Source organism: Rhodobacter lacus, from assembly GCF_042683065.1.
Lineage (GTDB): Bacteria > Pseudomonadota > Alphaproteobacteria > Rhodobacterales > Rhodobacteraceae > Rhodobacter > Rhodobacter lacus.
The window spans coordinates 286,845-313,098 of record NZ_JBHUIX010000003.1; the positions used below are offsets into that span (position 1 = coordinate 286,845).

Annotated in this window: 26 protein-coding genes and 1 pseudogene; 14 read left to right on the top strand and 13 right to left on the bottom strand. The window is 63.7% G+C overall.

All coding sequences use genetic code 11. The features are described from left to right. Window positions 1-34: 34 nt before the first annotated feature. From ACFSM0_RS03035 to ACFSM0_RS03055, 5 genes are read left to right on the top strand one after another with little or no spacing between them, the layout of a single operon-like run. A complete protein-coding gene (locus tag ACFSM0_RS03035) occupies window positions 35-847 on the top strand; it encodes a transglycosylase SLT domain-containing protein (protein ID WP_377386944.1) in 813 nt (270 codons plus the stop codon). Continuing rightward, the gene (gene flhA / locus ACFSM0_RS03040; protein ID WP_377386947.1) at window positions 847-2,934 is read left to right on the top strand and encodes a flagellar biosynthesis protein FlhA; all 2,088 of its coding nucleotides are present in this window, start codon (window positions 847-849) and stop codon (window positions 2,932-2,934) included. Before ACFSM0_RS03035 ends, flhA begins: the two co-directional genes overlap by 1 nt. Next, window positions 2,931-3,707 carry a flagellar biosynthetic protein FliR gene (locus ACFSM0_RS03045; RefSeq protein ID WP_377386950.1) on the top strand — a complete coding sequence of 259 codons (777 nt, stop codon included), beginning with the start codon at window positions 2,931-2,933 and terminating at the stop codon, window positions 3,705-3,707. The genes flhA and ACFSM0_RS03045 overlap by 4 nt, the downstream gene beginning before the upstream one ends. Beyond that, a complete protein-coding gene (locus ACFSM0_RS03050; protein WP_377386954.1) occupies window positions 3,704-4,789 on the top strand; it encodes an EscU/YscU/HrcU family type III secretion system export apparatus switch protein in 1,086 nt (361 codons plus the stop codon). Before ACFSM0_RS03045 ends, ACFSM0_RS03050 begins: the two co-directional genes overlap by 4 nt. Beyond that, window positions 4,789-5,160: a hypothetical protein gene (locus tag ACFSM0_RS03055; RefSeq protein ID WP_377386956.1), complete on the top strand. Its 372-nt coding sequence runs from the start codon at window positions 4,789-4,791 to the stop codon at window positions 5,158-5,160. Before ACFSM0_RS03050 ends, ACFSM0_RS03055 begins: the two co-directional genes overlap by 1 nt. A 33-nt stretch (window positions 5,161-5,193) precedes the next feature. On the opposite strand, the gene ACFSM0_RS03060 is transcribed toward ACFSM0_RS03055, so the two are convergent. The 7 genes from ACFSM0_RS03060 to ACFSM0_RS03090 form a co-directional block, all read right to left on the bottom strand. Beyond that, entirely contained in the window at window positions 5,194-6,093 is a 900-nt protein-coding gene (locus tag ACFSM0_RS03060) for a ParB/RepB/Spo0J family partition protein (RefSeq protein ID WP_377386959.1), read from the bottom strand. Next, window positions 6,090-6,911 (bottom strand): ParA family protein, encoded by an 822-nt coding sequence (locus ACFSM0_RS03065; protein WP_377386962.1) that lies wholly within the window; start codon window positions 6,909-6,911, stop codon window positions 6,090-6,092. The genes ACFSM0_RS03060 and ACFSM0_RS03065 overlap by 4 nt, the downstream gene beginning before the upstream one ends. After that, window positions 6,904-7,524: a 16S rRNA (guanine(527)-N(7))-methyltransferase RsmG gene (rsmG, locus tag ACFSM0_RS03070; protein WP_377386965.1), complete on the bottom strand. Its 621-nt coding sequence runs from the start codon at window positions 7,522-7,524 to the stop codon at window positions 6,904-6,906. The genes ACFSM0_RS03065 and rsmG overlap by 8 nt, the downstream gene beginning before the upstream one ends. Further along, window positions 7,521-9,383, bottom strand: a complete 1,863-nt coding sequence (gene mnmG, locus ACFSM0_RS03075) for a tRNA uridine-5-carboxymethylaminomethyl(34) synthesis enzyme MnmG (protein WP_377386968.1) — start codon at window positions 9,381-9,383, stop codon at window positions 7,521-7,523. The genes rsmG and mnmG overlap by 4 nt, the downstream gene beginning before the upstream one ends. Before the next feature lie 12 nt (window positions 9,384-9,395). After that, on the bottom strand, window positions 9,396-10,676 hold the full coding sequence (gene mnmE, locus ACFSM0_RS03080) for a tRNA uridine-5-carboxymethylaminomethyl(34) synthesis GTPase MnmE (RefSeq protein ID WP_377386971.1): 1,281 nt from the start codon (window positions 10,674-10,676) through the stop codon (window positions 9,396-9,398). Between the two features lie 39 nt (window positions 10,677-10,715). Continuing rightward, a complete protein-coding gene (gene rho / locus ACFSM0_RS03085; protein ID WP_377386974.1) occupies window positions 10,716-11,984 on the bottom strand; it encodes a transcription termination factor Rho in 1,269 nt (422 codons plus the stop codon). 133 nt (window positions 11,985-12,117) lie between these two features. After that, window positions 12,118-12,585: a CopD family protein gene (locus ACFSM0_RS03090; RefSeq protein WP_377387178.1), complete on the bottom strand. Its 468-nt coding sequence runs from the start codon at window positions 12,583-12,585 to the stop codon at window positions 12,118-12,120. Window positions 12,586-12,657: 72 nt separating this feature from the next. Between ACFSM0_RS03090 and ACFSM0_RS03095 the strand changes: the two genes are divergently transcribed. From ACFSM0_RS03095 to nadC, 8 genes are all read left to right on the top strand, one after another. Beyond that, entirely contained in the window at window positions 12,658-12,795 is a 138-nt protein-coding gene (locus ACFSM0_RS03095) for a hypothetical protein (RefSeq protein ID WP_377386977.1), read from the top strand. Between the two features lie 206 nt (window positions 12,796-13,001). Continuing rightward, entirely contained in the window at window positions 13,002-13,598 is a 597-nt protein-coding gene (locus ACFSM0_RS03100; protein ID WP_377386980.1) for a Maf family protein, read from the top strand. Beyond that, complete coding sequence (locus ACFSM0_RS03105; protein WP_377386983.1) at window positions 13,595-14,434, top strand: shikimate dehydrogenase; 840 nt, start codon at window positions 13,595-13,597, stop codon at window positions 14,432-14,434. The genes ACFSM0_RS03100 and ACFSM0_RS03105 overlap by 4 nt, the downstream gene beginning before the upstream one ends. Continuing rightward, window positions 14,431-15,039: a dephospho-CoA kinase gene (gene coaE / locus ACFSM0_RS03110; RefSeq protein ID WP_377386986.1), complete on the top strand. Its 609-nt coding sequence runs from the start codon at window positions 14,431-14,433 to the stop codon at window positions 15,037-15,039. Before ACFSM0_RS03105 ends, coaE begins: the two co-directional genes overlap by 4 nt. Continuing rightward, a complete protein-coding gene (dnaQ, locus tag ACFSM0_RS03115; protein ID WP_377386989.1) occupies window positions 15,032-15,721 on the top strand; it encodes a DNA polymerase III subunit epsilon in 690 nt (229 codons plus the stop codon). Before coaE ends, dnaQ begins: the two co-directional genes overlap by 8 nt. A gap of 116 nt (window positions 15,722-15,837) precedes the next feature. Continuing rightward, a complete protein-coding gene (gene nadA, locus ACFSM0_RS03120; RefSeq protein WP_377386991.1) occupies window positions 15,838-16,890 on the top strand; it encodes a quinolinate synthase NadA in 1,053 nt (350 codons plus the stop codon). After that, window positions 16,887-18,449 carry an L-aspartate oxidase gene (locus ACFSM0_RS03125; RefSeq protein ID WP_377386993.1) on the top strand — a complete coding sequence of 521 codons (1,563 nt, stop codon included), beginning with the start codon at window positions 16,887-16,889 and terminating at the stop codon, window positions 18,447-18,449. Before nadA ends, ACFSM0_RS03125 begins: the two co-directional genes overlap by 4 nt. Next, window positions 18,446-19,288, top strand: coding sequence for a carboxylating nicotinate-nucleotide diphosphorylase (nadC, locus tag ACFSM0_RS03130; RefSeq protein ID WP_377386996.1), 843 nt, complete (start codon window positions 18,446-18,448; stop codon window positions 19,286-19,288). The genes ACFSM0_RS03125 and nadC overlap by 4 nt, the downstream gene beginning before the upstream one ends. On the opposite strand, the gene ACFSM0_RS03135 is transcribed toward nadC, so the two are convergent. The 6 genes from ACFSM0_RS03135 to gpmI form a co-directional block, all read right to left on the bottom strand. After that, window positions 19,285-19,968 (bottom strand): hypothetical protein, encoded by a 684-nt coding sequence (locus tag ACFSM0_RS03135; protein WP_377386998.1) that lies wholly within the window; start codon window positions 19,966-19,968, stop codon window positions 19,285-19,287. The genes nadC and ACFSM0_RS03135 overlap by 4 nt on opposite strands. Beyond that, window positions 19,958-21,043: a GSCFA domain-containing protein gene (locus ACFSM0_RS03140; RefSeq protein ID WP_377387001.1), complete on the bottom strand. Its 1,086-nt coding sequence runs from the start codon at window positions 21,041-21,043 to the stop codon at window positions 19,958-19,960. Before ACFSM0_RS03140 ends, ACFSM0_RS03135 begins: the two co-directional genes overlap by 11 nt. Before the next feature lie 84 nt (window positions 21,044-21,127). Next, the gene (locus ACFSM0_RS03145) at window positions 21,128-21,616 is read right to left on the bottom strand and encodes an RNA pyrophosphohydrolase (protein ID WP_377387003.1); all 489 of its coding nucleotides are present in this window, start codon (window positions 21,614-21,616) and stop codon (window positions 21,128-21,130) included. Window positions 21,617-21,661: 45 nt separating this feature from the next. Further along, entirely contained in the window at window positions 21,662-23,038 is a 1,377-nt protein-coding gene (locus tag ACFSM0_RS03150) for a S41 family peptidase (protein ID WP_377387005.1), read from the bottom strand. 2 nt (window positions 23,039-23,040) lie between these two features. Next, window positions 23,041-24,186, bottom strand: a complete 1,146-nt coding sequence (locus ACFSM0_RS03155; protein WP_377387008.1) for a murein hydrolase activator EnvC family protein — start codon at window positions 24,184-24,186, stop codon at window positions 23,041-23,043. Continuing rightward, on the bottom strand, window positions 24,183-25,703 hold the full coding sequence (gpmI, locus tag ACFSM0_RS03160; RefSeq protein WP_377387011.1) for a 2,3-bisphosphoglycerate-independent phosphoglycerate mutase: 1,521 nt from the start codon (window positions 25,701-25,703) through the stop codon (window positions 24,183-24,185). Before gpmI ends, ACFSM0_RS03155 begins: the two co-directional genes overlap by 4 nt. A 255-nt stretch (window positions 25,704-25,958) precedes the next feature. Between gpmI and ACFSM0_RS03165 the strand changes: the two are divergent. Continuing rightward, window positions 25,959-26,254, top strand: a pseudogene (locus ACFSM0_RS03165) (glycosyltransferase); the annotation flags it as partial.

The following is a 26,254-nucleotide window of genomic DNA, read 5'->3' on the forward strand; positions in this document are numbered from 1 at the left end:
CTCAGCAAGAACTGCTGACCAGAGGGTGAAGCCCATGAGAAAGCCTTGGCTTTTAGTAACATTTTCAATGCTTTGCCTGACATGGCATGGCAGCGTGGCAAGCGCTTCCGAGTCGGCGGCGACGATTTCCAGCACCTGTGAACGCGTTGCGGAGGAAGCCTCGCGCCGCACCGGCGTTCCGGTGTCCGTGCTCAAGGCGATTTCGCTTACCGAAACCGGCAAGCGCATCGACGGCAAGCTGCGCCCCTGGCCCTGGACCGTCAACATGGAGGGCGCCGGGCACTGGTTCGACACGCTCGACGAGGCGCGCGCCTATGTGTTCCAGGAGTTCAAGCGCGGTGCGCGCAGCTTCGATGTCGGCTGCTTCCAGATCAACTACAAATGGCACAACCAGCATTTCTCCTCGATCGACCAGATGTTCGATCCGCTCGCCAATGCCGTTTACGCCGCGAAATTCCTCACCGAACTCTATAACGAGAAAGGCTCGTGGAATGGTGCTGCCGGGGCCTATCATTCGCGCACACAGGAATATGCCGAGCGCTATTCGGCCCGCTTTGCCGAACTGCGTCAGCGCTACATGGGCGCCGATGGCAGCGACGCGCAGATGGCGATGAACAACGCCCCGCTCTCGGCAATGACCGGCGCACCGATGCAGCCCTCCTCCGGTGATATTCCGGAAATTCCCGATATCGTCGCCGCGATGGAGGCGCAGGCTGCGCCGCAACGCCCGCCGCGCGTGAACACCTATCCGCTGCTGCAACGCACTGGCACCGTGTCGCCGCCGCTTGGCGCAGCGCCGGGCGCGAGCCTTTTTGCCGTGTCTCTCAGCAAGGGCGGGAGCAACTGATGCCGAAACTGACGTTACAGACGATCTTCCAGCCCACCATCCTTCTGGCGCTGGCGCTGATGGCGGTGATCGTGATGATGATCCTGCCGATGCCGTCCTGGGTGATGGACCTTGGCCTTGCGATCTCCTTCGCGCTCGCGATCCTGATCTTCACGGTCACGCTTTTCATCGAACGCCCGCTTGATTTCTCGGCCTTCCCGACCGTGCTTCTGGCCTCGCTGATGCTGCGCCTGTCGCTCAACGTCAGCTCGACCAAGCTGATCGTCGGCCAGGGCCACACCGGCACCGGCGCGGCGGGCAAGGTGATTCAGGGCTTCGCCAATTTCGTCATGGGCGGGTCGGTGATGATCGGCCTTGTCGTGTTCACCGTGATCTTGATCGTCAACTTCATCGTCATCACCAAGGGCGCGGGCCGGATGGCCGAAGTGGGCGCCCGCTTCGCCCTCGACGCGATGCCCGGCAAACAGCTCGCGATCGACAGCGACATGAACGCCGGCGCCATCGACCACGCCGAGGCGCGCACCCGGCGCGAGCGCGAACAGGCGGAAACGACCTTCTTCGGCTCGCTCGACGGTGCCTCGAAATTCGTCAAGGGCGATGCGGTCGCGGGCCTTTTGATCACCATGCTCAACCTGATCGTGGGGCTGATCATCGGCACCGTGGTGCATGGCATGCCGCTTGACCGCGCGCTTGAGACCTATGCGATCCTGACCGTGGGCGATGGTCTGACCAGCCAGATCCCGGCCGTGATCATCTCCATCGGCTCCGCGATCCTGCTTTCGCGCGGCGGCGCCAAGGGCTCGGCCGATATGGCGCTTTTCGAGCAGCTCTCGCGCTACCCCTCGGCCTTGATCACGGTGGGCGTGCTGATGGCGCTCTTCGCGCTCGTGCCCGGCCTGCCCTTCGTGCCGTTCATGCTGGGGGCGATAGTGCTGATCGGCACCGCCGTGATGGTGAAACGCAAGGCCGCGCAAAAAGCCGCGCGCGAAGCGATGAAAATGCCCGCCCCGACCGCCGAGAAAAAGAAAAAGTCGATCGGCGACGTGCTCGACATTGATGATATCCACGTCGAGTTCTCGCCTGACCTCGTCGCCATGGCGCTTGATCCGGCAACCGGGCTTGATGCGCGCATCTCCAACATGCGCAACCATGTGGCCGCGAGTTTTGGCCTGATCCTGCCCGAAATCCGGCTGACGGATGATGCCACGCTCGATCCGGGCTGCTACCGGATTCGCATTCAAGGCGTGGAACAGGCGAAAGACCGTCTCTTCCCTGATCGGGTTCTGGCGCTGATCACCGACAACCGCGATTTTCTGCCCAAGGGCGAGGATGTGCGCGAGCCGGTTTATGGTGCGCCGGCGCGCTGGCTGCCTGCCGCGCAACAGGAAGATGCCGCACTCGCGGGCTCCACCGTGGTTTCGCCCACCGAAGTGCTTGCCACCCACCTGCTTGAGGTGATCAAGCGCAACTTTGGCCGATTGATGACGCTGCGGGCGCTGCGCCGCCTGCTTGAAGAGGTGTGCAACCTGTCTGACCCGGTGCGGGCGGATGCCAACCGGCGGCTTCTCGACGAGCTGATCCCCGACAAGGTGCCCGTCGATCTGCTGCTTGCCGTGCTGCGGCTGCTGCTGGAAGAGCGCGTGTCGATCCGCAACCTGCTCGTGATCGTGGAATCGATCGCGGAAGTGCGGGGCATGAACTCTCCCGAGGCCATTTGCGAACATGTGCGCCAGCGCCTCGGCTTCCAGCTTGTTGCGGAATTCCGCCGCGAAGATGGCACGCTGCCGCTGCTGCAACTCGCGCCGGAATGGGAAGACACGTTCTCCTCCTATCAGATCTCGGGCGACCGTGGCCAAACCGACGTGGCGCTGCCGCCCGACAAGTTCAACCGCCTCGCCAACAATGTGGCCGAGCGGGTGGCGCGCGCGGGCGAATCCGGCATCTTCCCGGCGATTGTCACCTCGACCCGGCGCCGCCGCTTCCTCAAAACCGTGCTTGGCGCCAAGGGCATTGCGGCGCCCGTGCTCTCATTCGAGGAAATCGGGCTCGATGCCCGCCCCTCCATGGTCGGAGTGGTCCCGGCATGAACCCGCTTTATGCCGAGGTCATCGCACAGCTGCAGGGCTTTTTGTGGATCGGGTTTGTGGTGTTTCTGCGCGTGGGCGGCACCATGCTGGTGCTGCCGGCCTTCGGCGAAATGCTGGTGCCTGCGCGGGTGAAACTGGTGCTCGCGCTTGCGTTCACGGTGATCGTCATGCCCGGCGCCCAACCCTATATCAGCGCCCCCGAGGCCGGAAATCCGGCCCCGGCCTGGCTTTTTGCCGAAACGTTGATCGGGCTCGCCATTGGCATGGCGATCCGGTTTTTCATCATCGCGCTGCAGATCGCGGGCATGATGGCGGCGCAATCCATCTCGCTCTCGCAGCTTTTCGGCGGCACGGCGGGCGAACCGCAACCGGCCGTTTCGCAGCTTATGGTGATGGCCGCGCTCGCCATCGCGGTGCATCTGGGGCTGCATGTGCGCGTGACCGAAATATTCCTTGGCTCCTATCAGGTGTTTCCCCCCGGCGCCTTCCCCGATGCCGATCTGATGCGGCAATGGGAGCTCTCGGGCGTGAGCCACGCTTTCGCGCTCGGCTTCTCGATTGCCGCGCCCTTCGTGATTGCGGGGCTCGTTTACAACATTGCGCTTGGCGCCATCAACCGGGCGATGCCGCAGCTCATGGTCTCCTTTGTCGGCGCGCCTGCGCTCACTTTGGGCGGGCTTGCGCTGCTTTCGATAGCCTTGCCGACGGGCTTGATGATCTGGCATGACGGGTTTGTAACGTTCCTTTCCAACCCGTTCGAGCTGCGCCCATGAGCGAGGAAGACGACGACTCAAAGGAGTTCGACCCAACTCCGCAGAAACTGGAAGAGGCCCGACGAAAGGGTGACCTCGTCAAATCTGCAGAGCTGACGGTGGCCGCGACGTACGGCGGCATCGTGCTCGCCGCCTTTGCTTTTGGCGGCTATTCGCTCACGCATTTCGGAACCTGGGCAAGCGTGATGCTTGATCAGGCCGACACGATCTCCGCGCAGATGCTCGGCGGCGGCACGGCGCTGTCGGGCGGGCTTTTTGCACAGGTGGCGATGGCGATGGCGCCTTGGGCGATTTTGCCCGCCGCGGCCGTGCTTCTGGCGCTTCTGGCGCAACGCGCCATCGTGGTTGCGCCCGAAAAGCTGATGTTCAAGCTCAACCGGATTGATCCGATTTCGAATGCCAAACAGAAATTTGGCCGCTCTGGCCTGTTTGAATTTGCCAAGAGCTTCGTCAAGCTTCTGGTGATCTCGGTCATCCTTGGCAATTTCATCATGCGCGAATTGCCCGTGATCTTGATGACGCAGCAGCTTGAGGCGCCGCAGGTCACCGGCCAGTTCCTGCAGATGATCGTCGAATTTCTGCTGCTGATGCTGCTCCTTGCCGCGGTGATCGGCGCCATCGACTATCTTTGGCAACGCGCCGAGTTCATGCGCCGCAACCGCATGACCCGCAAGGAACTCACCGACGAGATGAAACAATCCGAAGGTGATCCCCATATCAAGGCGCAGCGCCGGCAAAAGGCGATCGAAATCGCAACGCGGCAGATGATCTCCGATGTCGCAAAGGCCGATGTGGTGATCGTCAACCCGACCCACTATGCGGTGGCGCTCAAATGGGAGCGCGGCGCAAAACGGGCGCCGGTTTGCGTGGCCAAGGGGGTGGACGAGATCGCCGCGCGGATCCGTGCGGTGGCCTCCGAAAACGCCGTGCCGATCCATTCAGACCCGCCCACAGCCCGCGCGCTTCATGCCGCGGTGGATATCGGCGAAGAGATCCGGCCCGAGCATTTCCGCGCAGTGGCCGCGGCGATCCGCTTTGCCGAGAAAATGCGCCGTCGGGCGCGCGAACGGGGGGCAAGGTGATGCGGCAAAAGGATCTCAAGGCGTTGCAAGAGCTTGCCGCGATGGTGCGGGACCGCGAGATGGGCAAGCTCGCGCGGCTCACCACGGCGCGCCAGAAGCTTGAGGCACAACATGCCGAGGTTGGCGTGCAGGCGGGTGCGGCGCGGCGCGAGGGGATGGAGGATCTGCTGCTTTCGGGCGCTGCAGAGCGGTTCACCGCCTGGAGCCTCGCAAAACAGGCCCAACTCACCCAGCAGATCGCCGCGTTGCAGGAGCCGATCGCGTTTCAAACCGCAAAAACGGCCAAAGCCGTTGGCCGGAACGAGAACCTTGGCAAGATCGCCGAGACACTGAAAACGGAAGCCTTGAAGAAAGCGGCCAACAAACTCTGACGGGTCTGTTGGCCAAAATCACCATATATGGCGTTAGCCCATATGGTTCAGCGCTTGGCAAAGCCTGTCGAGATCGTCGAGCGAGCGATAGGAAATGACCAGCTTCCCGCCTTCCGCGCCGCTGTGCTCGATGCTGACAGTCATGCCAATCGTGGCGGAAAGATCGCCCTCGAGCGCGCGCGTATCGGCATCTTTTTCAGGCGCCGCAAAGCCCGGCTTCCGGCTCGTGGGCTTCGCCGGGCTGCCCTCGCCTTTGACAAGCCGCTCGACTTCGCGCACCGAAAGCCCCCGCGCGATCACCTCACGCGCCAGGCCCACCGGATCTTCCGCCGTGATCAGGGCCCGTGCATGGCCCGCCGTCAGCTTGCCCTCGCGCAGATAGCCCTGAATCTCTTCGGGCAGGCTCAGCAGGCGGAGCAGGTTGGCAATATGGCTGCGGCTCTTGGAAAGCGCCTCTGCCACTTTCTCTTGTGTATGGCCGAACCGTTCCATCAACTGGCGGTAGCCCATCGCCTCTTCAAGCGGGTTCAGATCGGCCCGCTGAATGTTCTCGATGATGGCGACTTCCAGCACTTCAGTATCGCTGAAATCGCGGATGATCACCGGCAATTCGTGCAGTTGCGCCAGTTGCGCCGCGCGCCAACGCCGCTCGCCCGCAACAATCTCGTAATGCCCGTCCCGGCCCGGATGGGCGCGCACGATCAGCGGCTGGATCACGCCCTTCTCGGCGATCGACGCCCGAAGCTCCTCCAGAGAGGCTTCTGAAAATGTGCGCCGCGGCTGATCGGGGTTTGGCACGATCCGTTCGATCGGCACCATCTGGTCGCGCCGCCGTGGCGTTTCCTCATCCTCGGCCACCGCCGATTGCACATCGGCCATCAGCGCCGAGAGCCCTCGCCCCAGGCCGCGCCGTTCCGGTTTTTTGATGCTCATCCTGCCACCTTCGTTTTCACCGGGGTATGGCGCGCCAGAAGCTCGCGCGCAAGATGGCGGTAAGCCTCCGCCCCTTTCGAGGAGCTGTCGTAGCTCAGAACCGGCAGCGCAAAAGACGGCGCCTCCGAAATGCGCACGTTGCGCGGAATCATGGTGCGGAACACAAGCTCGCCCAGCGTCGCCCGCGCATCCGATTCCACCTGCTGCGAGAGGTTGTTGCGCACATCATACATGGTGAGCACAATGCCCTCGATGCGCAGGTCGCGGTTGGCGTTCTGGCGCACTTCGCGGATTGTCAGCATCAACTGCGACAGCCCCTCAAGCGCAAAAAACTCTGCCTGCAGCGGCACCAGCACCGATTGCGCCGCCACCATCGCATTGACGGTCAGCAGGTTGAGCGACGGCGGGCAGTCGATCAGCACGTAATCGAAGGCAAACTGGTCCATATCGATCTGGCGCAGCGCATCATGCAGCAGATAGCTGCGCTTTTCTGCCGAAACGAGCTCCATATCGGCGGAGGACAGATCCACCGTTGCCGGCGAAATCCAGAGCCCGTCGATCTCGGTTTTCTGGATCACCTCGGTCAGCGGCGCCTCGCCGAGAAGGAGGTCATAGGTGCTGTAGTTGCGCGCAGAGGTCTCAACACCGACCCCGGTCGAGGCATTGCCCTGCGGATCAAGATCGACCAGCAGGATCTTGAGCCCCTGCTCGGCCAGCGCCGCTGCGAGGTTGATCGAGGTCGTCGTCTTGCCAACGCCGCCCTTCTGGTTCGCCACCGCGATGATTCTCGGCCCCGTGGGCCGCGTCGGATCAGACACGTTCCAAACCCCTGATTTTCAAGACAACCGCCTGCGGATCGGTCAGGCTTTCCCGCGGCTCGCAGGTAAAGGACCATGAAGCCTCCGCCAGCGCAACCTCCTCTTTCCAGCGCTCCCCTTTGGGGAAGAGGGCGATGCCCCCGGGCGACAGGTGAAGCGCCGCAAATTCAAGAAGCTTGGGCAAAGGCGCCAGCGCGCGGGCCGAAAGCACATCGGCGCCAAGCGGTGGCACTTTCTCGATCCGCTCCGCCCGCACCACCACCTTCAGCCCGAGTTCGCGCGCCGCGTTGAGGAGAAAGGCGGATTTGCGCTTGTCGCTCTCGACCAGCGTCAGGTGCATCTCGGGGCGTTTTTCTTGCGCCAGAATGCCGACAACAAGCCCCGGAAAGCCGCCGCCGCTGCCAAGATCCGCCCAATGCGTGACCTCTCCGGCGATGCAATCGAAAAGCTGTGCCGAATCGAGAAAATGCCGGGTCCAGACCTCGGTGAGCGTTGCCGCAGAAACGAGGTTGATCGCGGGGTTCCACTTTTGCAGCAGCGCCTCAAGCGCCGAAAGCCGGTCGAGTGTTTCACGTGAAACATTCACGCGGGCGGCGAAGCTCTCGGCGCTCATGCTTGCCCTGCCCGTTTGCGTTGCCGCAAATGCGCGAGGATCAAGGCGAGCGCCGCGGGGGTTGCACCATCCACCCGGCCGGCTTGCGCGAGCGTGCGCGGTTGCGCCCGGCCAAACTTGCCGCGCAGCTCTTTTGAAAGGCCCGGCAGCGCCTCGTAATCAAAATTTTCCGGGATCTCCCAATGCTCGTCGCGCCGCATCGCCTCAACATCAAGCTTCTGCCGCTCGATGTAATTGGCATAAAGCGCCTCGCGAGAGAGTTGCTCGGAAACATCCTCCGGCATCTCGGCAAGCTCCGGGAACGCGGTGCTCACCGCAGCAAAGTCGATTTCCGGGAAGGCCAGAAGCTCGAAAGCGCTGCGCTTCGTGCCATCCTGGTTCACCCTCAAGCCGCGCTCATTCGCCTGTTTCGGTGTGAGCACGAGCGATTCGAGCAGCGCCCGCCCTGCCCCAAGCCGCGCCATCTTTTCCTCAAACGCGCCGCGCCGTTCTTCGCCCACACAGCCCGCCGCAAGGCCAAGCGGCGTGAGCCGTTGATCGGCGTTATCTGCCCGCAAGGCGAGCCGGAACTCTGCGCGTGAGGTGAACATGCGGTAAGGCTCGCTCACGCCGCGGGTCACCAGATCGTCGATCATCACGCCGATGTAGCTCTCTGTTCGGCTGAAGGTGACCGGCGCGCGCCCCAAACTGTCGCTGGCGGCATTGAGGCCCGCCACAAGACCTTGGGCCGCCGCCTCCTCATAGCCGGTTGTCCCGTTGATCTGCCCGGCGAGGAACAGCCCCGGCAGGTCGCGCAGCTCAAGACGATTCGAGAGCGCGCGCGGGTCCACAAAATCATATTCGATCGCATAGCCCGCCTGCAGGATCTTCACCTGCTCCAGCCCGCGGATCGAACGCACATAGGCCTCCTGCACCTCAAGCGGCAGCGATGTGGAAATGCCGTTCGGATAGACCGTGTGATCGTCGAGCCCCTCGGGTTCGAGAAACACCTGATGCGAGCTCTTGTCGGCAAAGCGCACCACCTTGTCCTCGATCGAGGGGCAGTAGCGCGGCCCCACCCCTTCGATATGGCCGCCATACATCGCCGAGCGCTGCAGATTCGCGCGAATCACCTCATGGGTCGATTCGTTGGTATGGGTGATGCCGCAAGCAATCTGCCGCACGAACGGCCTGCGGTTCAGAAAACTGAACATCACCGGATCATCGTCGCCCGGCTGCATCTCGAGGATGCTCCAGTCAATCGTCCGGCCATCGAGTCGCGGCGGGGTGCCGGTTTTCAACCGCCCGATTCGCGGCTCGAGATCGCGCAGCCTTTGCGCCAGCCGCACGGAGGGCGCATCGCCCACCCTGCCCCCGGCTGCGCGCTGGTCGCCAATATGCATGACCCCGTTCAAAAATGTGCCCGCGGTCAGGATCACGGCCTTGGCCGTAATCTCTGACCCATCCGCCAGAACCACGCCCGCCACCCGGCCCGCCTCAAGCCGCAGGTCGACCACCTCCGCCTCGATCACCGCGAGGTTCGGCTGCGCCGCGGTCAGCTCGGCCATCGCTTCGCGGTAGAGCTTGCGGTCCGCCTGCGCGCGCGGGCCCTGCACCGCAGGCCCCTTGCGCCGGTTGAGAAGGCGGAACTGGATCCCGGCGCGGTCGGCGGCGCGGCTCATCACCCCGTCGAGCGCATCGATCTCGCGCACCAGATGCCCCTTGCCGAGCCCGCCAATCGCCGGGTTGCAAGACATCACACCAAGGTCCGCGCGCCGCATCGTGACAAGCCCGGTTCGCGCCCCGACCCGCGCCGACGCATGCGCGGCCTCTGCCCCGGCATGGCCACCCCCCACCACGATCACGTCCAGATGTTTCACGTGAAACACTCCTTACTTACCGATGCAGAAGCTCGAAAAGATCTCGTCGAGCAGCATTTCCACGTCCACGCGCCCCAACAGCGATTCGAGTGCTCGCGCTGCGCTGCGCAGATGCTCCGCCGCCAGTTCCAGCCGAACCCCAAATTCCAACTCGCGCCGAGCAGCAGTTAGCGCGCTTTCCGCGCGCTGCAAACAGGCGCGATGGCGTTCGCGCGTCATCACCCCCGCACCCGAGGCGCGGGCGGAGAGCCGTTTGGTCAGTTCCGCCACCAAAGCATCCAGCCCCGCGCCGGTTTTACCGGAAACGCTGAGCCCCTGCCCCGGCGCAAGATCGGCCTTGCCGTGAACGATCAGATCTTCCGGCACGGGCTGCAGCAGCGGAACATCGTCACCATCAAGCAAAAATATCCGCAAATCCGCCTGTGCGGCGCGTTGCAAGGCGCGCTCCACACCGATCGCCTCAACCTTGTCCTCGGTCTGGCGCAGACCGGCGGTATCAAGAAGCGTCACGGCAAGCCCGCCAAGGTCCATCCGCACCTCGATCACGTCGCGCGTGGTGCCCGCCACTTCCGAGGTGATCGCCGCCTCGCGGCCCGCCAGCGCGTTCAGAAGCGTAGATTTTCCGGCATTCGGGCGGCCAACGATCGCCACCTCAAACCCCTCGCGCACACGCTCGGAGGCGGAGATCCGGCCCAGTTCAACAACAATATCTTGCGATACAGAAGAAATGAGCCCCAAAACCTCTGGGGTCACATCTTCCGGCACCTCTTCATCGGCAAAGTCGATCACCGCTTCAAGCAGCGCCGCAGCGCGCACAAGGCTTGCCCGCCAGCGCTCCACCACTGCACCAACCGCGCCCGAAAGCACCGCCAAAGCCTGTTTGCGCTGCGCCTCGGTCTCCGCCTCGATCAGATCTGCGAGCCCTTCCACCTGGGCAAGGTCAAGCTGGCCAGTTTCCATCGCGCGGCGGGTGAATTCGCCCGGTTCCGCCAGCCGCAATCCGGGCAGTTCCGCCAGCGCGCGCAGCACCGCCTGCACCGTGGCAAGCGCGCCATGCAAATGCAACTCGGCCGATTGCTCGCCGGTAAAACTCCGCCCCGCCTCGAAGCAAAGCACCAGCGCTTCATCGAGAAAATCATCCCCGGCGCGCAACCGCCGCAGCCCCGCCTGCCGCGGTGCGGGCAACCGGCCCGCCAAAGCGGAAACGGCTTCCCAGGCGCGAGGCCCGGAAAGCCGAATGACCGCAACCCCGGCCTTGCCGCGGCCGGTGGCCTGCGCGTAGATCGTATCCATGAAAACCTTTCGGCGAACGGCGCCTCAGCCCTTCATACCTCAGCCGTTCATCGAATCGAAGAACTCGCCGTTGGTTTTGGTTTGCTTGAGCTTCGAGATCAGGAATTCGATCGCATCGGTGGTGCCCATCGGGTTCAGGATGCGGCGCAAAAGGTAGGTTTTCTGCAGATCCTTTTGATCGGTGAGCAGGTCTTCCTTCCGGGTGCCCGATTTGAGGATGTCCATCGCCGGGAACACGCGCTTGTCTGCCACTTTCCGGTCGAGCACAATCTCGCTGTTGCCGGTGCCCTTGAACTCTTCAAAGATCACCTCGTCCATGCGCGAGCCGGTGTCGATCAGCGCGGTGGCGATGATGGTGAGCGAGCCGCCCTCTTCGATATTGCGCGCCGCACCAAAGAACCGCTTGGGGCGTTGCAGCGCGTTCGCATCGACACCACCGGTCAGAACCTTGCCGGAGCTTGGCACAACGGTGTTGAAGGCGCGACCAAGTCTTGTGATCGAGTCGAGCAAAATCACAACATCTCGCTTGTGTTCAACCAAGCGCTTCGCTTTTTCAATCACCATCTCGGCCACGGCAACGTGGCGGGTGGCCGGTTCGTCGAAGGTCGAGGAAATCACCTCGCCCTTCACCGAGCGCTGCATGTCGGTCACCTCTTCCGGGCGTTCGTCGATCAGCAGCACGATCAGGTAGCACTCGGGGTGGTTCACCTCGATCGAATGGGCGATGTTTTGCAAAAGCACCGTTTTCCCGGTGCGCGGCGGCGCCACGATCAGGCTGCGCTGCCCCTTCCCGATCGGCGCGACAAGGTCGATGATCCGGGCCGAGCGATCCCGGATCGTCGGGTCCTCGATTTCCATCTTCAGCCGTTCATCGGGGTAAAGCGGCGTGAGGTTGTCAAAGCTCACCTTGTGGCGCGCCCGCTCGGGCTCTTCAAAGTTGATCTTCTCCACCCCGGTCAGGGCGAAATAGCGCTCATTTTCACCCGGGGCGCGAATGACGCCCGAGACCGTGTCACCGGTGCGCAGGCTGTATTGGCGGATCATGTCCGGGGAAACGTAAATGTCATCCGGGCCCGGCAGATAGTTCGCCTCGGGCGAGCGCAGGAAGCCAAAGCCGTCTTGCAGCACTTCGAGAACGCCGTCGCCGCCGATCTCGATATCTTCCTCGGCATGCTCCTTCAGGATCGAGAACATCATCTCGCCCTTGCGCATCGTCGAGGCGTTTTCGATCTCCCATTCCTCGGCCATCGCCAAAAGGTCTTTGGGGCTCTTCGCCTTGAGGTCGGCAAGGTTCAAACGTTCGGTCATCTCGCATCCATCCGCGAAAGCGCCAGCCCCCGTAGGGCGGCGCAGAAAGGGTCAAATCTGGGCAGAACCAATCGGCCGGACGGCCGGGGCTGACGCGCCAATACGCCTGAAAGCTTGGCGAGTCAATGAATCCTCAGAATTTGAGGATCACGCCGAGCACGATCACCACCATCAGAAGCGTCGGGATCTCGTTCATCATCCGCCATTGCCGGCCCGCAAGCGTGTTCGAGCCATCCACGAATTTGAGCCGCGCACGGGCAAGAAACAGGTGGAACACCGTCATCGCGATGACCGAAAAGCCCTTAGCCCAGGGCCAGGCCATGCTCCAGTCAACGATCCCGGGCGTGAACACGAGGCACAGCCCGAAAAACCAGGTGGAGACGGCAGCCGGGTTCATGATCGCTTTCAAAAGCAGCCGTTCTTGATGCTGAAACAACAGATCCATCTCGGAGCCGCGCATCACACCGTGCTTTTTCAGGCCTTCGACGTGGTAGACGTAAAGCCGCGGCAGATAGAACAGACCCGCCATCCAAGCCAGCACCGACATCACGTGAAGCGCTTTGATCCAGAGGTAGCCGTCCCAGAGCATATCGCCGAGCATAGCAAGAAGATCAGTCACAAGCGCCTCCATTCGTCTGTCTCTTCTTAAAAGATAAAAGAAAGAAAAGAAAAGATGATGATTTTGATTGGCCTGTGGATGATGTGGATTACCGGGTTCTCCCGCAGCCTTCCACAAGCCGGGAAACCGGATCACGCAAACCGGCAAGATCTGTTGAAAAGCCTGAATCAGAGCTATTTTTCAGGGGTATGAGCGATCATTTCCTGTGGGCAAGTCTACGGGTGACCGGGCAGTCTGCCTGTGCACTGCGGCGCTTTCCCACACCCCGGGTCTGGCGCTCTCAACCTGTTAAGAATCCGTTTACGTTCCTTGACAAACCCCCGTGAGACCGGGGAGGAATTGCGCGCGGGCTTACCGTCCACAGACCCATCCCAGCGTTTTTCCCGTCGGTTGTCCACATGCCAGAGCTTGTCCTTGCCTCCGCTTCCGAGATCCGCGCCAATCTGCTGCGCGCGGCGGGTCTTGCGCCTGAGGTGCGGCCCGCGCGCGTGGATGAAGAGGCGATCCGGGCCGGGTTGATGGCCGATGGCGCGAGCCCGCGCGATCTTGCCGATGCGCTCGCCGAGGCCAAGGCGCGCCAGGTTGGGCGGGCTTGCCCCGAGGCGCTGGTGCTCGGCGCCGATCAGATCCTAGAGTGTGACGGCCGGGTCTTTTCCAAACCCGAAACGGAGGCGGAAGCGGCGGCGCATCTGCGCGCGCTTTCTGGCCGCAGCCATCGGCTTCTTTCCGCGCTTGTGGTCACGCGCGGGACAGAGCCGCTCTGGCGCCATGTGGCCGAGGTGCGCTTGACCATGCATCCGCTCACCGAGCCGTTCATCGAGGCTTATGTCGCGCGCAATTGGGCAAGCATTCGGCATGCCGTTGGTTGCTACAAGCTTGAAGAAGAGGGCGTTCGGCTGTTTTCTGCGATTGAGGGGGATTACTTTGCCGTTCTCGGGCTGCCCCTTCTCGAATTCCTCAACTGGTTGCGCGCCCGCGGAGAACTGACGACATGAGCGATCATCCGAAAATCCCCCTTGCCGGTGTGATCGGTCATCCGATCGCGCATTCGCGCTCGCCCGCGCTGCACGGCCATTGGCTCAAGACCTATGGCATCAAGGGCCATTACGTGCCGATGGATGTGGCGGAAGAAGATCTGGAGATGGTCTTGCGCGCCCTGCCCCGCGCCGGGTTTGTGGGCTGCAATATCACCATTCCGCACAAGGAACGCGCGCTCGCTCTGGCCGATGTGATCTCGGATCGCGCAGCCCTGATCGGCGCGGCAAACACCCTCGTCTTTCATGCCGATGGCCGGATCTACGCCGACAATACCGATGGCTACGGGTTCATCGCCAATCTGCGCGAGGCGGCGCCGCATTGGGATGCCGCGCTCGCCCCGGCGGCGGTGCTGGGCGCAGGCGGGGCGGCGCGCGCGATCATCGCCGCGCTGATCGAGACCGGCTGCCCCGAGGTTCGCATCGCCAATCGCACCCGCGCCCGGGCCGATGTTTTGCGGGCCGAATTTGGCGCTCGCCTTGTGGTCTATGACTGGGGTCAGGCGGCCAATATGATGGAAGGCGTGGCAACGCTGGTCAACACCACCTCGCTTGGCATGGTGGGCAAGCCTGATCTGCGGGTCCCGCTGGATGCGCTGCCCGACAGTGCCGTGGTCACAGATTGTGTCTATACCCCGTTGCAGACCCGGTTGCTGATCGAGGCGGCCGAGCGCGGTTGCGTCACCGTCGACGGGTTCGGGATGCTGCTGCATCAGGCCGTTCCGGGGTTCGAGCGCTGGTTTGGCCAGCGCCCTGAAGTGACCGCAGAACTGCGCGAAAAAGTGCTCAGCGCATGAACAGGCCCTTTCGCCTCGGCCTGACCGGCTCAATCGGCATGGGGAAATCGACCACCGCGCGGCTCTTTGCCGAAGCTGGGGTCCCGGTCTGGGACGCCGATGCCGCAGTGCATGCGCTTTATGCGCAAGGCGGCGCAGCAGTGGCCCCCGTGGCGGCGGCCTTTCCGGGTGTGGCGCAGGCGGGGCGGGTCGACCGGGCCCGGCTCAAGACTCTGATCTCGGAAGATAAACAGGCTCTATCCCGGCTGGAATCGATTGTTCATCCTCTGGTGCGAGAGGCGCGCCGCGCTTTTCTGGCGGCGCATGAGATGGCGGAGATCGTGTTGCTCGACATCCCGCTTCTTTACGAGACCGGGGCGGAAAAAGACTGCGACGCCGTGCTCGTTGTCACCGCCGCGCCGGATGTCCAGCGCGCGCGGCTTCTGGACCGCGGCCAGATGAGCGCGGCAGAGCTTGATCTGATCCTCGCCCGGCAGATGCCCGATGCGGAAAAACGCGCCCGCGCCGATTACCTGATCGAGACCTTGAGCCTTGATCAGACCCGCGCCGCCGTGAGAGACCTGCTCCAACGGATCGGCCAGAACATCGGGGCACATCATGCGTGAAATCGTTCTCGACACGGAAACCACCGGCTTCGAGCCGGGCGAGGGCGACCGTATTGTCGAAATTGGCGCGGTGGAGCTGTTCAACCACCTGCCCACGGGGCGGACCTATCACCAATATATCAACCCCGAGCGGGCGATGCCGCAGGAGGCCTTTGCGGTGCACGGGCTGGGCGACGATTTCCTGCGTGACAAGCCGCGCTTTGCCGAAGTGGGTCAGGCCTTTCTCGATTTCGTCGGCACTGATTCGATCCTTGTGATCCACAATGCCGCCTTTGACATGAAATTCCTCAATGCCGAGCTTGGCTGGGCGCAGATGCCGCTGATTGCGATGGATCGCGCGCTCGACACGGTGGCGATGGCGCGCAAGAAATTTCCGGGCTCGCCTGCCTCGCTTGATGCGCTGTGCCGCCGCTTTGGCATCGACAACTCGGCGCGCACGCTGCACGGCGCGCTCCTTGATGCCGAGATCCTCGCCGAGGTCTATCTGGAGCTGATTGGCGGGCGCCAGCCCGGCTTTGGCCTCAATATCGACCCTGTTTCGGCCCAAAACACCGAAACGGCAAGCGATTGGCGCCCGCGCCCGCGCCCCGTGCCGCTGCCGTCCCGGATCACCGAGGCGGAGATGGAGGCGCATGCCGCCTTTGTGGCCAAGCTTGGAGACACGGCGATCTGGAACCGCTGAGGCGGCGCAGACGACACATAAATTTCATATTTCTCTGCCTTGCGGCAATTTTCCCATTTAACCGCCGCCCGCCGCACCCTACATGCATCCTCGTTCTCGGTTTTGGGGAGGGGCCCATGCTGGACTTCACGGCGATCCGCGCGCAATTGGCGGAGGCTTATGACCTTGCGCCCTCGCTCACGCTGGCGCAGGAGATGGCCGATATCCATGCCCGCATGGATCGCGTTGTGCCGCTGCCGGATTTTGCGCGCTATGCGCCCTATATCCGCGCGATCAACCGGCTCAAGGCCGAGAAGAACGCGGTGATCCTCGCGCATAATTACATGACGCCGGAAATTTATCATGGCGTGGCCGATGTGGTGGGTGACAGCCTGCAGCTTGCGATCGAGGCCACGAAGGTCGAGGCGGATATGATCGTGCAATGCGGCGTGCATTTCATGGCGGAGACCTCAAAGATTCTGAACCCGCAAAAGCGGGTTCTGATCCCGGATGTGACGGCGGGCTGTTCCTTGGCGGAAAGCATCACGCCCGAGGGCATTGCCGAGATGCGGGCGAAATACCCCGGCGCGCCGGTGGTGAGCTATGTCAACACCACCGCCGAGGTGAAGGCGGCGTCCGACATTTGCTGCACTTCGGCCAATGCCGCGCAAATTGTGGCCGCGCTGCCCGAAGACACGGTGATCATGACGCCCGATCAATACCTTGCGCAGAATGTGGCGCGCGATGTGCCGCAAAAACGTGTGGTCTGGTGGGCGGGGTCGTGCATCGTGCACGAGCAATATACCGCGCAAGATCTGCGCGATTTTCGCGCCGCCCATCCGCAAACGCATATCATCGCCCATCCTGAATGCCCGCCCGATGTGGTGGCCGAGGCGGATTATTCCGGCTCGACCTCGGGCATCATTGACTATGTGGCGCGCCACCATCCGCGCGAGGCGATGCTGGTCACCGAATGTTCGATGGCCTCGAATATCGCCGACGCCTATCCGGGCGTGGAGTTCCTCGGGCCCTGCAACATGTGCCCCTACATGAAAAAGATCTCGCTCGAAAAGATCCTCTGGACGCTCCATTCCGGCACGGAAGAAGTGATGGTGGACCCGGATGTGGCCGCGAAGGCCCGCATTGCCGTGGAACGGATGATCACGCTCAGCCGGGCGGCGGCGAAGTGAGCCCTCAAACGCTGGAAACGCAACGTGTCGTGATCGTCGGCGCGGGGCTTGGGGCGCTTTACGCGGCGCTGAAACTCGCACCGCATCCGGTGCTGGTGATCTCGCCCGAGCGTTTGGGCGAGGGTGCCTCTTCGGCTTGGGCGCAGGGCGGGGTGGCGGCAGCCATGGCGCTGCCCGACAGCCCGCAAGCGCACGCCCAAGATACCGAAACCGCCGGGGCAGGGACGGTGGATGCCGCGATTGCCCGGCTGGTGACGGAGGATGCCAAGGCCCGGATCCTTGATCTTACCACGCTTGGCACCCCCTTCGACCGGGACAGAGCCGGCGGCTATGTGATGTCGCGCGAGGCGGCGCATTCGGTTGCGCGTGTGGTGCGGGTGAAGGGCGATCAGGCGGGCCGCGAGATCATGGAAACGCTGATCGCCGAGGTGCGGCGCAGCCCTTCGGTGCAGGTGGCCGAAGGGGTGATCGCCTCGGGCCTTGCCGTCGAAGCGGGCAGGGTGACCGGGGTTTGGGTCGAGCGGGCAGATGCGTCCTCGGGGCGGGTGCTGATCCGCACCCCCGCCGTGTTGCTTGCGGGTGGCGGCTCGGGCGGGCTTTTCGCCGTGACAACCAATCCGCCCCGGATTCGGGGGCAGGTGATCGGCATGGCGGCGCGGGCAGGGGCCCGCATTGCCGATGCCGAATTCGTGCAATTTCACCCGACCGCGATTGCGAGTGGCGAAGACCCGGCGCCGCTCGCGACCGAAGCCTTGCGTGGCGAGGGCGCCGTGCTTGTGAACAGCCGCGGCGAACGCTTCATGCTCTCGCGTCACCCCGACGCCGAGCTTGCGCCGCGCGATATTGTGGCGCGCGCCGTTTATCTGGAGCGGCAGGCGGGCCGTGCGCCCGCGCTCGACACGCGCGCAGTCTTGGGCGCGGCCTTGCCCGAGCGGTTTCCGGCTGTGGCAGAAGCGTGCTATCAGGCCGGAATAGACCCTGTTTTGCAGCCCATTCCGGTGGCGGCTGCTGCGCATTACCATATGGGCGGCATCGCCGTGGATGCGCGGGGCAGGGCCTCGCTTGCGGGGCTCTGGGTGTGCGGCGAGGCCTCCTCGACCGGGCTTCATGGCGCAAACCGATTGGCCTCCAACGGGCTTCTGGAGGCGCTGGTCTTTGCCCGGATCTGCGCCGAGGGGATTGCCGCGCATCTGCCCGAGACTGCGGCGCCAGAAATCAGGCTCGTCTTTCCCGAGGCGCAGGACACTGGTGATGAAACGGCGGTCGCCCGGCTGCGCGCCGCCATGACCGATGGCTGCGGCGTGGTGCGCGATGCGGCCGGGCTTGTGCGCACGCTTGAGATCATTCGCGACATCGAGGCGGCGGCGCAATCCGAGACGCTTTTGAACATGACGGCCACCGCCACGCTGATTGCTGCGGCGGCGCTTGCGCGCTGTGAGAGCCGTGGCGGGCATTTCCGATCCGATTACCCGAAAACAGACCCTGTTCAGGCCGAAAGGCGCTTTCTCACGCTGGAAGAGGCGCGCGAGATCCGCGCCCGCGCATTGGAGAAGACATGACCCCGCTTCCTGATTTTCTGCTCGAACCGCTGGTGCGCAGCGCGCTCGCCGAAGACCTCGCCCCGATGGGCGACGTAACGACCCGCGCGGTCATTCCCGCAGGCAAAACTTACACCGCAAAGCTCAATGCACGCGGCGAGGGCGTGGTTTCCGGCCTGCAGGTGGCGGCGCTCGCGTTCCGCCTTGTCGATCCGGGGCTGGAGGTCGCGCTTCATGGTGCGGATGCGCAGCGCTGCAACACCGGGCAGTGCCTGATGACAATCTCGGGCGCGGCGGCCTCGATCCTGATGGCAGAGCGGGTGGCGCTCAATTTCGCGGGCCGGATGACCGGCATTGCCACGCTCACCGCCGCTTTCGTGGCCGCAACCCATGGCACGCACACGCGCATCACCTGCACCCGCAAAACGACGCCGGGCCTGCGCATGGTGGAAAAGCTCGCCGTCACCCATGGCGGCGGCCATAACCACCGCTTTGGCCTTTCGGACGCGATCCTGATCAAAGACAACCACATCGCCGCCGCAGGCGGCATCCGCGCGGTGCTGGAGGCGGCAAAGGCCGCGCGCAGCCACATGATGCGCATTGAGCTGGAGGTTGACAGCCTCGATCAGCTTGAGGCGGCGCTGGGCATTGGCGGCGCCGACGTGATCTTGCTCGACAACATGGACACGCCGACCCTGCGCGAGGCCGTTGCCCTGGCAAATCATCGCGTGGTGTTGGAGGCCTCGGGCAATATGCGCCTTGAGCGCATCGCCGAAGTGGCGGCAACCGGGGTGGATTACATCTCCTCGGGGGCGCTCACCCATTCGGCGCCAAACTTCGACTTCGGGCTCGATTTCTAGGCGGACTGCGTCTCGATCAGGCCGCGCGTGCGCAACGCCTCCATCACCATCTGGCCAAAGGCGGCATTGGCATGGTTCGGGTCGCTCGCGTCAAGAAAGCGGCCCGGCAGCGCGGGCGCACCATCGAGAAGCTCCTGCATCGGGTCAAAGACCGTCAGCCCCGATTTGCGCATCCACCGGATCAGGATCGCGCGCGCGCACAGCCCGTTTCCATCGAGGTTGAGCGGCGGCGGCGGCACCACGATCACCTTGGCCTCCCGCGCCATGCGCCGCAGCACCCGCAGATGCTGGGTGCGCATGCTCTGGATGTAATGGGTGAGAAAATTCTCGGAAATCAGAAGGCCCTGATCGGGGGCCACGCCATCGGGGCCAAGCACCTGATGGTTGTTCCAGCGCAGGCCGCGCACCAGCGAGCCGAGGTGGAAGCCGACGGTCGTGACCACCGGCGCCCCCAGATGCAGGATGTTGCTCACCCCGTGGCGCGCGCGGATCGCTTCGATTGCATTGCGCCCCATCGGCGAGGCGCGCGGGATGATGCCATCCGCGCTCCAGGCAAATTTGCCCTCGTGCCAGCCTGCGCCGCCAATCCGAAACGCCTCGGTGGTGATGCCCAGCGCCTTTGCGCCATCTTCCAGCGCAATCGTGTGGCTGTCTCCGATCAAGAGCACATCAGGCTTCATTGAACCGCTCCAGAATCATTTCCTCGCAGACAAGCTCTTCTTGCGCCGATTTCTGGTCTTCGGCCTCGCGCGCGGCACTGTCTGCCCCGGCGCGACCATGCGGCGGCAGGGTCAGCTTCAGCCCGCCAAAGAAATGCCCCATCACAAAATCCACCCCCTGCGGCGCAACCGAGCGCATGTTCGGCTCAAAGAAGGTCGCACGGCTCGGCGGCGCGGCGATGATCTCGTAAGAGGGGAAATAGTCGATCCAGCTCTCGGCCCGTGCCAGATCGCCCGCCACCGCGCGCAGGACCGATTTGGAATATTGCGTCGCCACCATCACATGATCGCCCGAGGCCGTGGCGACAAGCGGCACCGGAGAGACGGTGAGCAGGATTTTCAGATCCGGGTTGAGCGCGCGCATGATCTCGAAGGCAAGCTCGGCATCGCGGCGGATCTCGGGGTAGGTGTAGTTTTTGAACACATGCAGCTCGGGGTCGAAATGGCCGACCCCGGTGCCCGGGCAGATTGAATAGCTTTGCCCCGAGCGGGTGTTGATCCAGCCCTCGGTAAGCCCGAGCGTGAACACGAAGACATCCGCCTCGGTGATGCAGCGCTTGAAGGCGCGGGCGGTGGAGGCAATCGAGGCGCGCGCCTCGGCCTCGGAGGCAAAGCCCTCCGCCTCGATCTTCGGGCGCAGCAGGTCATGCACGCGGCCCTTTTCATCGCTCCAAAGCTCGATCGCCTCGGGTGCCAACGCGCCGCTTGCGAGCTTTGCCCAGAGGAGGAGTTGCGCCGCCGTATAGATGTTGCCGGTGCGCGCCGAAAAGATGCCGTAGTTGAACTCCCGCGCAAGGGCGAGCGGCGTGCGCCCGGGGGCGGGCTCGGCATCGAGCCAGTTCATCTTGCGGGCCAGAAGCGCGCGGCTGATGTGCTGGGCAAAGCAAGAGCCGAAGGTCGCGAAGATCGCATCCTTCGGGAGCTCCCAGCACGATTGCCAAAGATCGCTGAGGCCAAACAGGCCCGGCTCCGCCACCGCACTGCGCCAAAACCCGCGCGGCGCGATATGTTTATAAGGATTGTCGCCGCTGCCCATCTGTTCGAACCGTTGTTTGCAATAGAAAAATCATCGCAGGGCTTGGTGTTTCTGGCAACAGCGAACTGCGACAACCTCGCGGCTTCAGCGGCCCAGATGCGCTGCAAAATCCGCAAAGACGCGGGTGTAGACATCGCGCTTGAAGGGCACGATCTTCTCCACCAGCTCCTCCGGCTCCATCCATTGCCAGACCGAAAACTCCGGGTGCTCGGTGGCGATGTTCACGTCGCCGTCGCTGCCGAGAAAGCGAAACAGGAACCATTTCTGCTTTTGCCCGCGATATTTGCCGCCCCAGATCTGGCCGATCAGTTCCTCGGGCAGGTCATAGCTGATCCAATCCTCGGTCTTTGCGATCTTTTCCACCAGATCGGCGCGCACGCCCGTTTCCTCGAACAGCTCGCGCAGCGCCGCCTCTTTCGGCTTTTCGCCCGCGTCGATACCGCCTTGCGGCATCTGCCAGGCGGCACCAGGGTTGTCGATGCGCTGTCCGGCAAAGATCCGGCCCTCGGCGTTCATCAACACGATGCCGACATTCTTGCGGTAGGGCAGGGCGGTGGGATGTTTCGACGACATGGGAACCCTCTTGAAAGGAACGGGGGCCCGTGGCCCCCGCTGGTGTCAGTTCGCTTCGGGCGTGGCTTGCGCTGGCGCCGCCGCGTCGGCGGAAAGCGATTTGCCGGCGATTGCCAGCCCCTTGATGATGTCGATCGCATAGGCGAGCTGGAAGTCTTCGAGGCGCATCTTTGCCGCCTCTTCGGCTTTCACGCGCTCTTCCTCGGCCTGTTTCTTCTCGTCTTCGGTCATCGAATCGTTCGAGAGCACGCCGCGCAGATCAGCCTCGGAGCGGATCCGGTTCGCCTGATCCTTCTCCTCGTCGGTTTCGGCCACGGCGGGCGGCTGCGGCACGACGATGTCGGGGGCGATCCCGAGCGACTGGATCGAGCGGCCCGAGGGCGTGTAATAGCGCGAGGTGGTGAGCCGCATCGCGGCGTCATTGGCGACCTGAATCACCGTCTGCACCGAGCCTTTGCCAAAGCTTTTCGTGCCGACAACGATGGCGCGGTGATGATCTTGCAGCGCGCCGGTGACGATTTCCGAGGCCGAGGCCGAGCCACCGTTGATCAAAACCACGATCGGCTTGCCGTCCACAAGGTCGCCCGGGGTGGCGTTGAACCGCTCGCTGTCATCGGGGTTGCGGCCGCGGGTGGAGACGATCTCGCCCTTGTCGAGGAAGGCATCCGAGACCGCAATCGCCTGCGTGAGCAGCCCGCCCGGGTTGTTGCGCAGGTCGATCACCACGCCGTCGAGCTTGTCGAGCCCGCCGATCTCGTCGGTGAGCTTGTTCAGGCTTTCTTCGAGGTTCGGATAGGTCTGCTCGTTGAAGGTGGTGATGCGCAGCACGGCAGTATGGCCCTCAAGCCGACCTTTGACCGCCGTCAGCTTGATCGTGTCGCGCGTCAGCGTCACGTCAAAGGGTTCGGGCTTGCCTTCGCGCACCACGGTGATGGTGATCTCGCTGCCAACCGGGCCGCGCATCTTGTCCACCGCCTGATCAAGGGTGAGCCCCATCAGGCTCTCGCCATCGACCTGCGTGATGAAATCGCCCGATTCAATGCCCGCGGCGGCGGCAGGCGTGCCATCCATCGGCGAGACCACTTTCACGGCGCCGTTTTCCTGCGTCACCTCGATGCCGAGCCCGCCGAAAGAGCCGCGGGTCTGCACCTTCATGTCGGCATATTCATCGGCAGGCATATAGCTCGAATGCGGATCGAGCGAGGTCAGCATGCCGTTGATCGCGGCCTCGATCAGCTTCTTTTCGTCGATCTTTTCAACATAGTCGGAGCGGATCCGCTCGAACACATCCCCAAACAGGTCAAGCTGCTGATAGACCGAACTGGGTTTTTGCGCCTCTTGCGCCAGAAGCGGTGCGACCTGCATCGAGAACAGGGTTCCCGCAACTGTGCCGCCCAGCGCGGCCATGACGAACTTGTTCATACTCAACCCTTGTTCTGGTTTTTGGTCTGGGCGAACCAAGGTGCGGGGTCGACCGGTTCCTTGCCCTGTCTCAACTCGATATAAAGCGTTTCCGTGCGGCCTGCGCCACTCCCCATATGTGCATCGCGCACGAAATCCTCGCCGAATTCCTGTGCGCCGGGCTCGCGTCCGCCCATCAGCCCGACCGGGGCTCCGGCTGCCAGCACGTCTCCGGTTTCACCATAGACCGTGCCCATGCCCGCCAGCACCAGCAAATACCCGGCGGCCGGCTCCAGGATCATCACATTTCCGTAGTCCAGAAGCGGGCCGCGGTAGCGGATCGTGGCGGGCCAGGGGGTCGTTACAAGCGCTGCGGGGGCCGTGGCCACGACAATGCCGGGGCGGCGGATGCCCGCGGCATCGGCCTCGTCAAAGCGGCGCAGCACCGAGCCCATCACCGGCAGGGCGAGCTTGCCCTCGGCGGTATCGAAATCTTCCATCGGCGGGCCGATGTCGCTGTCGAGGTCAGAGATGCCCGAGGCAAAGCCCTCAAGCGTATCAACGCTTTCAACAAGCTGGCGCAGTTCGGCGGGTTCCTCAAGGTAACGGGTGGGCAGGTTGGTGCGCTCTGCCACCGCCTTGGAGAGCGCCGTGCGCGCCGCCTGAACCGAGCCGAGCCCGGTCTCGAGCACCTTCTCGGCATTGCCTTGCACGGCGCGCAGCGCCTCGATCTCCTCAAGGTCGCCGCGCAATGCCTCCGCCTCGGCCTGCAGTGCCGGGGTGACGGCGCCGAGCACCATGCCCGAGCGCGCCGCACCAAGCGGGCCAGAGGGATGGAGCAGCAAAAGCGGCCCCTCCGAGCGGCTCATCGTGCTCATCACGCCCAAAAGCCGACCAATATCTTTGCGCTTGGCCGCAAAGGCGGCGCGGATCTCGTCTTCGCGCACGGCCGCACGGCGCAGCCCGTCGCGCAGCGCGCCAAGCCCCGTTTCATAGGCCGAGATCGTTTGCGTGAGCGCCGCCACCCGGTCCGCGCGCGATTGCGCGGCGTCGAGCGCGGTGATCGCGCCGCGCAAATCGTCGGCGGCCTTTTGCGCGAGATCGGCGGCGGGGCTGGCCCATGCCGCCCCGGCAGAAAGGCAAAGCAGAAGGGCCGCGCGGCGGATCATGCCTCGATCAGGCTCTTGCCGGTCATCTCTTCCGGGATCGGCAGCGCCATCAACTGCAAAAGCGTCGGCGCAAGGTCGCAAAGCCGACCCTTGCGCAGATGCGCCCCTTCGGGGCCGCCCACCAGCGCCACCGGCACGAGGTTTGTCGTATGCGCCGTGTGCGGGCCGCCGGTTTCCGGGTCGATCATCGTTTCGCAATTGCCGTGGTCCGCCGTGACAATCATCGCGCCGCCCGCTTTTTCAAGCGCGGCCAGCACCTTGCCCATGTCCCGGTCGATCTCTTCGCAGGCCGCGATCGCGGCGGGCAGCGAGCCGGTATGGCCGACCATGTCCGGGTTCGCATAATTGACGATGATCAGGTCATAGCCCTTCCCGATCGCCTCGACGAATTTTTCCGTCACCTCGGGCGCGCTCATCTCGGGCTGCAGGTCATAGGTCGCCACTTTCGGCGATTTCGGCATGAAGCGGTCTTCGCCGGGCCAGGGCGCCTCTTTCCCGCCATTGAGGAAAAAGGTGACATGCGGATATTTTTCCGTCTCGGCAAGGTGGAACTGCGTCAGACCCTGCTTGGAGACCCATTCGCCCAGCGTGTTGACGATGTCGCGCTTGGGGTAGGCGGTGGTCATGTAGGCGTTGTGGCTGACCGAATATTCGACCATGCCGAGCATCGCCGACCACTGCGGGCGGGCAGAGACATCCAGCTCGTCAAAGCCCGGTTCGGCCAGCGCGCGCAGGATCTCGCGCGCCCGGTCAGCGCGGAAGTTCAGGCAAAAGAAGCCGTCGCCATCCGAGGTGCCATGATAATCGCCGATCACGGTCGGCTTGATGAACTCGTCCATCTCGGATTTGGCATAGCTTTGCGCCACGGCTTCGGCAGGGGAGGCCGCCGAGAAGCCCTCGCCCTTCACCATCGCGTCATAGGCAAGGCCCACACGTTCCCAGCGGTTGTCGCGGTCCATCGCCCAATAGCGCCCGATCACGGTGGCGACGCTGCAACCTTCGGGGAGCCGCGCCACGAGGTCATCGACAAAGCGGGCAGCGGAATCGGGCGCCACGTCGCGGCCATCGGTGATCGCATGCACCACAACCGGCACACCCGCACCCGCAATCATCCGGCAGGCGGCAAGCAGATGCTCGATATGGCCATGCACACCGCCATCGGAGACAACGCCCATCAGATGCGCGCGCCCTTTGGCCGCTTTCACCGTGGCGATGAAATCGAGGATCGCTTCATTTTTGAAAAACGAGCCATCCTCGATGGCAAGGTCGATCTGGCCAAGGTCCATCGCCACCACACGGCCCGCGCCAATATTGGTGTGGCCCACCTCCGAATTGCCCATCTGCCCGGTCGGCAGGCCGACATCGGGGCCAAAGGTGATCAACGTCGATTTCGGGCAGGTGGCAAAAACCCGGTCCAGGTTGGGCGTGTTCGCCAGCGCGGGCGCATTGCCCTCGGTTTCGGCGCGTTCGCCCCAGCCATCGAGAATGCACAGAACAACGGGTTTCGGACGGGTCATGGCTGCCTCCTGCAAGTTCCGCCCCTGTTTACGCGCCCCGTGCGCGCTCGGCAACCGCGGTGCATTGCAAGGCGCGCCAGCCTTTTCTTTAGTGCGCAGAGTTGCTAAGAGCGGCGAGAGCCGAGCAGCGAAAGAGAGATCTCCGATGACCGCCCCGACCCTCCTGCATCTGCGCGAAATCGCGATGGCGGGCGTGGCCGCGGCAGAGCGCGGCGGCTGCACGGGTTCCGGCGTTACAGCGAGCCATCTCATCGTATGACAGATACCATTTATATCGTTCTTGCCGTTTTTCGTCCAAACCGGGATTTTCTTGCCGCTCAACTCGCCTCGATTGCTGCGCAAGATCACGCCGATACCCGCCTTGTTGCGGTGATTGCCGATCGTACCTCGGGGCCGCTCGTCGAAGAGCTGGCGGCCGCGGCCGGGATCACGGCGCGCCATCTCCATGTGCCCGGCGAAACGCTCGATGCCGTGCGCGCCTTTGAGGCGGGCCTCTCGGAGGCGCTGTTTCTGGCGCAAAAAGAAGCGGTGGGAACCGCCTTTTTCGCGCT